This window comes from Francisella noatunensis subsp. noatunensis, from assembly GCF_009823375.1.
GTDB lineage: Bacteria > Pseudomonadota > Gammaproteobacteria > Francisellales > Francisellaceae > Francisella > Francisella noatunensis.
On record NZ_WBSX01000103.1, the window covers coordinates 1 to 6,815 of the forward strand.

Sequence of the window (6,815 nt, forward strand, 5' to 3'; positions counted from 1 at the left end):
CCAAATACCTGCAAACTATTTAATTGTGGTACAAAATCATCATTTATAACCTTATTAGAGAACTGTGAACCTGCCTTGTCCTCCATTCCATTTCCCTGATTCATCGCAGTAACTGACGCTAAGCCAGCATTTTTATCAAGCTGCGGGTCATCAGTCTGTTTAGATGCTGCCCCCTTGCCCAGTTGTAAACTGTCTTGTAATTGCATTCATAGAGCTTTGAGCCGCCGATAATGGGTCAGTTGCATTTGCTTGAGTAAATATCATTCCCATCAACGTTATTAAAACCAGAACCCTTTTTTTCATAAAAACTCTCTTAATTTAAAAAATCATTTACTGATAGGTACACTATCAAATTAGCACAATATTATGACTTAAAAACATTTCATTTTCAAACCCATTTAGGCTTTCTTAATAAAAACCAAATGATTAAATAAGATCTACATAATAATTCTAAACAGTGGTAAAATACTGTCTCATGGTCGTGACATTTGTATGGGATAGTAGGCATGAATATATTTCCTCATTCGAGAAGTTTTTTGTTTCTTCAGGGACCTATTTCACCATTTTTTAATGAATTAGCTCATGAATTTTGTCGCAAAAGTTATCATCGTGTACATAAACTAAGACTTTGCGAAAGTGATAGTTTATGGTGGGATTTTTCTACCATTGATTATAGGGGAAAGTTTAAAGACTTTGAGCGCTTCATAACAAAAGAACTAGCACATTTAGAAATAACAGATATATTCCTACTAGGGGATTGTCGTCCCTATCACACTAAGGCTATAAAGGTTGCAAAGAAACTTAATATTGATTTTTGGGTATTTGAAGAAGGCTATATTCGTCCTGACACAATTACACTAGAGCATAACAGATATGCTAATGCTCGCAACCAGACTCCATCAGATAAAAGTTTTTACGAGAACTATCAAGTTGTTCGCAACTACCCACTCATACGCACCCAAAACCCTATATCTGTACGCTTAAAGTGGGACTTAGTCTACCATCTTAAAAATGGTTTATCTCCTTTTAGTTTTAGGAATTATATCCACCATCGTCAAGCAAAAATATACCGCGAATACCTCGGCTGGATCATTAGATTTAGCAAGAAATTTTTCACAGATAGATTAAGTCTTCAGAGTAAGCTAGAAAAAATAATAGATAAAAAATTCTTTTTGGTACCACTACAACTCAGCCATGATTACCAAATTATCAAACATTCAAAGTATGAATCCACTTTAGAGATGATTGATGAAGTTTTAATAAGCTTTGCGGAAAGTGCTAGCAACGATACATTATTAGTATTTAAGCTTCATCCTTTTGACACAATAATTGTCAATCCACTAAAACATATTCACAAAAAACTAAAAGAATATCCTAGTATAAAATCTAGGATAATTACACTAGATGGTGGTCATCTGCCCACACTAATTGATAACTCCCTTGGAGTGGTTGTGATAAATAGTACGGTAGGCTTGCAAGCTCTAGCTCATGGAAAACCTACAAAAGCACTTGGAAGGGCAATATATAATTTTGATGGATTAACAGATACTCAATCTCTAGATAATTTTTGGCTAAATCCACAAAAACCTGATAAAGTAATCGTTACAAATTTTAAACGGTATTTACTTGATCATAACCAATTTAATGGTGGTTTTTATAGTAAGCATGGTATTAGTATTGCAGTACCATTTGTAACACACAAAATTTTAGGAAATTAGAGGCATGAATGTTTTAATAATTGGCGCCTCTAGAGGCCTAGGTAAGCATCTAGCAATGAGTTATGCTAAAAGCAAAGCATCTCTAACCCTGATTGCACGCAATCAACAAAACCTTGAAGAAGTTAGCTCTATGTGTAGAGATTTAGGAGCACAATCTATCAACCTGAATATTTGTGATTGTGGAGATATTGAACAATTAAAAGTAGCTCTGAATAATATCACTACCAAACAAAATATAGACTTATGTATTTATGCTGCCGGAATCACATCAGTAATTGATGATAATTTTGAAGATACAGATCACGCTAATGAGCTACTTAAAATAAACCTTAATGGTGCAATTGCAGCAACAAATATTCTACTCCCCAAAATGCTTAAGAAAAATTGTGGTCAAATAGTCTACTTCTCTTCGCTCGCTTCATACTATGGTATGGCCTACTCGCCAGTATATTGTGCTAGCAAAGCTGGTCTTCGAGTCTATGCAGAGTCTGTACGCCAATATTGTCACAAAAGTAATGTCAAAATATCTGTAATCACAATGGGATTTGTAGATTCTGATATGAGTAGACAGTTTATGCGCCCGAAACCATTTCTTGTACCCACACAAAAAGCGGCTGACTATATCTATAAGCGTATCAATAAACGCAAAGCATACATCCGTTTTCCATGGATTTTACAATTAGCTATTAGAATACAGAGCATCCTTCCTTATAAGCTTGCTGACTGGTTTATGATAGTATCAGGATATGGTAAGAAATAGTATGTCAAGTACTGTAATCATAATATCTATTGCTATCTTAGCAACCATTATAAATAAGTCTATAAGGCTAGGCTTTTATAATTTTCTAGCATTTTTTTGGATATATTGTTTGATTGGCATATTTATATATAACCCCATCCTTTGTCTAATCATTAGCATAGTATTGCTAACTGTGATTTTAGCTATAGATTCAGCCAAGTATAAAATCTTAAAAGAACGCTTTCAGTACGAAGATCTTTTTTTGTATAGCCAGGTATTTCGCTTTCCTAAATTTTATATCCCTTTTGTCGGAGCAGTACTCTTCTGGACACTCGCGACTAGTGTATTATGTGCGACCGGACTGATACTCTATCTCAATTACATATGGCTAGATAGCTTTGATATTTATATTTGGCTTACTAATATTATATTTTTCATAGCAATAAATATCATAATATACAGACTTGTTTCTATAAGTAGAGAGCTCTCTTTTGATGAGTGCATATCACAATTCGGTATGTATATGACCATCATAATATATCTATATCGTAATAGGATTAAAATTACAAAGCTTGAATCTCCTAGTCTCAATATAGAAAATCCACCTAAAACTATCATTGCCGTGCAGTCAGAATCATATATTTTAGCAGATCAAATCTTTGACTTTAAATTCTCCAATGATAACCATGCATATAGCTTAGGAAAACTTGAAGTTCCTTGCTATGGGGCATATACAATGCGTTCTGAATTTGCATTTTTGACTGGTATTGCAAATAGCCAACTAAGACATGCTAGCTTTAATCCTTACAGAAAAGCATATAAAAATATAACCCAAAGCTACATCAAACAACTAAAAAAACTTGGATATTACTGTGTAGTAATACACCCTTTTAATAAAAAGTTTTTTAACCGTGAAAAAGTTTTCAAGCACCTTGGTTTTGATGAGTTTATTGATGAATCTTATTTTGATAAAATTGACATCTTCACTCCAGATGCTCAACTAACTGACTATATCAAGCAGTACTTAGATAAACATTCAGATCAAAAAACTTTTATGTTTGTGATCACAATAGCTGGACATGGTCCATATACGCTACCACGTAAAGATCCTCGAGTCTATAATGCTGATAATAATGATGAAATTAATGTATACCTTGACCTAAACTACAAAGCCACACAAATGTTAAAATCACTAGAGCAACATATCAATAAAGATAGTATGCTAATATGGTATGGCGACCATAAACCAAATGTTCAGAACTGGAATCTCTCTCAAATAGAACCATACATGACCAATTATATTACCATCACAAACTCAACAAATAGCTCTCATAACATACAACAAGATCTCTCTGTTGAAAATCTATTGGAATATAGTCTAAAAATATTCAAGCTCTTATAGAAGTGAAATAGATTAATAATAATGTTATAATTTTTATTATTTTTAGTAGATCATAGTTTGATGAAAAGGGCGGTTTTTTATATATCAGGATTTGACCCAAGAGGAGATAAATTCTATAAAAGAGTTTTCAAAAATGAGTTAAGTAAATTCTCTAAAAATAATCATCTTGAAGCTGTTTTTTCACAAACCAATAACTTAGAGTATAAGATCAAATCAAAGAATGCTAACAGTGACCTATTCCTTTTGAGCTGGATAGATATAATTCAAAAAATATACCAAAAATCTAGATTAAAAACTTGGTATGCTGCTTTTGTATCCTTTGTGGTTATTATATCTAACAAGAATGCTCTTAAAAATATCACCCCTTATAAGTATCAAAGTTTTTTTATATCTCTAGTCTTTATAGATCTGATTATTTATGGTTGTTTGCTATTGGTCATCTCCATACTACTTATTAAACAACTATATATATATGCTATTATTATGTTAATTACAGCATCTTTTATAATATTTTCATATAAAAGGATTATCCAAAAAATCATACCTAATAAGATCAAAATATGGGTACAGAGTTCTATTTCTCTAGTTTATTTCTCAAATAAGTATCAAAATTACTTTATAGATAATGCTCAATATCAAGCTAGCAAAATAATGGAGATTATAGATGCAAATAATCATGATGAATATATAATAATCTCTCACTCTGCTGGGGGATATCCACTAATATTTATTCTAAATATACTTCCTATTGAATATTTTAAAAAAATCAAAATTATAACTTTAGGTCACTGTATACCTGCATACATTAACCTAAAGCATCTGCAAAACTATAGAGATAATATAATACCTAGACTTCAACAGGCTAAAACCATATGGCTAGATATATACTCTCCTGCAGACCCTGTATCGTCTATGCTAAATACAGAAAAAGCTTTTGCAAATCTAGGTATTACAAGTCAGAATAGTAGATTCTTTAATATGTACAACCAAAATACATATACCAAACTAAAACAAAACCCTCTTATAATACACTTTCAATACATTATGAGTGGTGATATACCCGATAATACTCTAAATTTTTATAAAATTTTGACTTCTACAAAACCTATAACTAACTACGATATATAAATGATGAATAAGATTAAAGAAAAAAATTATAATATCCATGCACCATTCCCCCCATATTATACTGATGAAAAAGTACCGCTAAGAAAACTTCTTAAGGCTAAATCTTTTATAGAATTCTATAAAGAAAGACACTATAAAATGAAAATGGGGTATCCCAAAAAAAAAGTTGGCAAAAAGGAAATATCTTTATGCGTTAATGAATATGTCCTAGACGTGTTATCTGATTACGAGAGATATCCTAAGAGCAAAAACCTACACAAACTTTTGAGTCCACTGTTAGGTAATAGTATCTTCACTACAAATGGTGACATATGGCGCTTCCAAAGAAACATTATGAACAAGTCATTTGCGGCTTTACAGCCTAAAAAGACCTTCTCACTAATGGCTGAAGCAACCTTAGCTCTTATAGAACTAATTGATAATAAGTCTAAGGATTCCAATATTATTGCAATAGATTCTATGAATACTTATGTCACAGCTAATATTATTTTTCGCACGATTTTTTCTATTGATTATTCATATGATAATGCTATTAAGCTATTTAATGACTTTAATCTATATCAAGAAACTTCATATCTACTAAATAGTCCATACAAATATATTTCATACCCATATCTAAAATATAAACAACGAGAATATGTAAGAAAAATACATAACCAATTCTATCCTGAAATAGCCAAAAGATATCATACAGATGATTCTAGTCAACACAATGATATACTAGGCAATTTAATCTTAAAAACTGATGAAAAAACTGGTAAAAAGTTTTCTCAGAAAGATCTAAATGAACAAATATGTATGCTTTTTTTAGCAGGCCATGAAACATCCGCTACTGCACTAACCTGGGCTTTATATTTAATATCACAAAGTGAAGAACTACAAGAAGATCTATATCAAGAAGTACAAGATTCTCTTGAGAATGGTGAAATAGTATATTCTTCACTAAAAAGTATGCCTTTGATGACTGCTGTATTTGAAGAAACTTTACGCCTCTACCCACCAGTAGTAGGACTACTAAGGCAAAGTTGTGAAAATGTTGTAATGTACAACAAAAATCTCGTAAAACCGCGTGATGAAATAATAATTCCATTATGGATACAGCATCGCCATACAGACAAATGGTATAATCCTATGGAATTTAATCCATATAGATTTTACAATAAAAAGGCCTCTAATGTATGTCCAGTGTATATGCCATTTGGAAAAGGCGATAGAGTCTGCATAGGCTCAGCATTTGCGCTTCAAGAATCATTACTAATTCTAAGTACTATCATCAATAAATATAGGCTTGAAAATCTCACAAAGGATGTAATGCCTATAGGTCGTGTAACACTTAAACCTAGTGAACCAATCAATGTAAGATTTACTAATCGCTAAAAAATATAGAAAACTAATGGTATCTATTTCTTTTCTAAGCCTCTTGAAAAATATTTGATTACTTGATTTGACAATCCTGTACCAATTATTGGTGAAATAGTTTTCTCAAGAATAATATTTGCTAGATTGTATTCTGAAAGTTTTAAATAGTTGAAAGAGAGTTCCAAATATAGTTTATTAGGTTTTGACGAAACTAAAATAAACGATAAGGAACTAAAAAATGCCAAAGCACTTAACTCTTTCAAATAGATATTGTATAGAAGAATTACTTAAATTAGGATACCAAACATCTCAAATAGCCAATAAAATTGGCTATAGTGAAACAGCTATAAAAAAGGAACTTAATCGCACTAGTATAAATAGTGACTATAATGCTGAGATAGCACAGAAGCTATATCAAAGCCGCAGAACTTCAAATAATCATAAGCTATCCTGTAAAGTTAAAAAGCTA

The 6,815-nt window shown here is 31.6% G+C and carries 7 protein-coding genes and 1 pseudogene; 6 read left to right on the top strand and 2 right to left on the bottom strand.

Annotated elements, in window-relative coordinates; all coding sequences use genetic code 11:
• A pseudogene (locus F8C69_RS08130) lies at window positions 1-206 on the bottom strand (hypothetical protein); the annotation flags it as partial.
• 300 nt (window positions 207-506) lie between these two features.
• Here F8C69_RS08130 and F8C69_RS08135 point away from each other — a divergent pair.
• The 5 genes from F8C69_RS08135 (at window position 507) to F8C69_RS08155 (ending at window position 6,364) form a co-directional block, all read left to right on the top strand.
• A complete protein-coding gene (locus F8C69_RS08135) occupies window positions 507-1,718 on the top strand; it encodes a capsular biosynthesis protein (RefSeq protein ID WP_159184836.1) in 1,212 nt (403 codons plus the stop codon).
• Window positions 1,719-1,722: 4 nt separating this feature from the next.
• On the top strand, window positions 1,723-2,478 hold the full coding sequence (locus F8C69_RS08140; RefSeq protein ID WP_159184837.1) for an SDR family NAD(P)-dependent oxidoreductase: 756 nt from the start codon (window positions 1,723-1,725) through the stop codon (window positions 2,476-2,478).
• Between the two features lie 502 nt (window positions 2,479-2,980).
• A complete protein-coding gene (locus F8C69_RS10770; RefSeq protein WP_234384163.1) occupies window positions 2,981-3,859 on the top strand; it encodes an LTA synthase family protein in 879 nt (292 codons plus the stop codon).
• 60 nt (window positions 3,860-3,919) lie between these two features.
• Window positions 3,920-4,987 (top strand): hypothetical protein, encoded by a 1,068-nt coding sequence (locus F8C69_RS08150; RefSeq protein ID WP_159184838.1) that lies wholly within the window; start codon window positions 3,920-3,922, stop codon window positions 4,985-4,987.
• On the top strand, window positions 4,988-6,364 hold the full coding sequence (locus tag F8C69_RS08155) for a cytochrome P450 (protein ID WP_234384162.1): 1,377 nt from the start codon (window positions 4,988-4,990) through the stop codon (window positions 6,362-6,364).
• Window positions 6,365-6,387: 23 nt separating this feature from the next.
• On the opposite strand, the gene F8C69_RS08160 is transcribed toward F8C69_RS08155, so the two are convergent.
• Window positions 6,388-6,591, bottom strand: a complete 204-nt coding sequence (locus F8C69_RS08160; RefSeq protein WP_236352407.1) for a hypothetical protein — start codon at window positions 6,589-6,591, stop codon at window positions 6,388-6,390.
• Between F8C69_RS08160 and F8C69_RS08165 the strand changes: the two genes are divergently transcribed.
• Window positions 6,585-6,815, top strand: a 231-nt coding sequence (locus tag F8C69_RS08165; RefSeq protein WP_159183792.1) for a helix-turn-helix domain-containing protein, incomplete at its 3' end; no start/stop codon positions are given. The two genes, F8C69_RS08160 and F8C69_RS08165, sit on opposite strands and share 7 nt — an antisense overlap.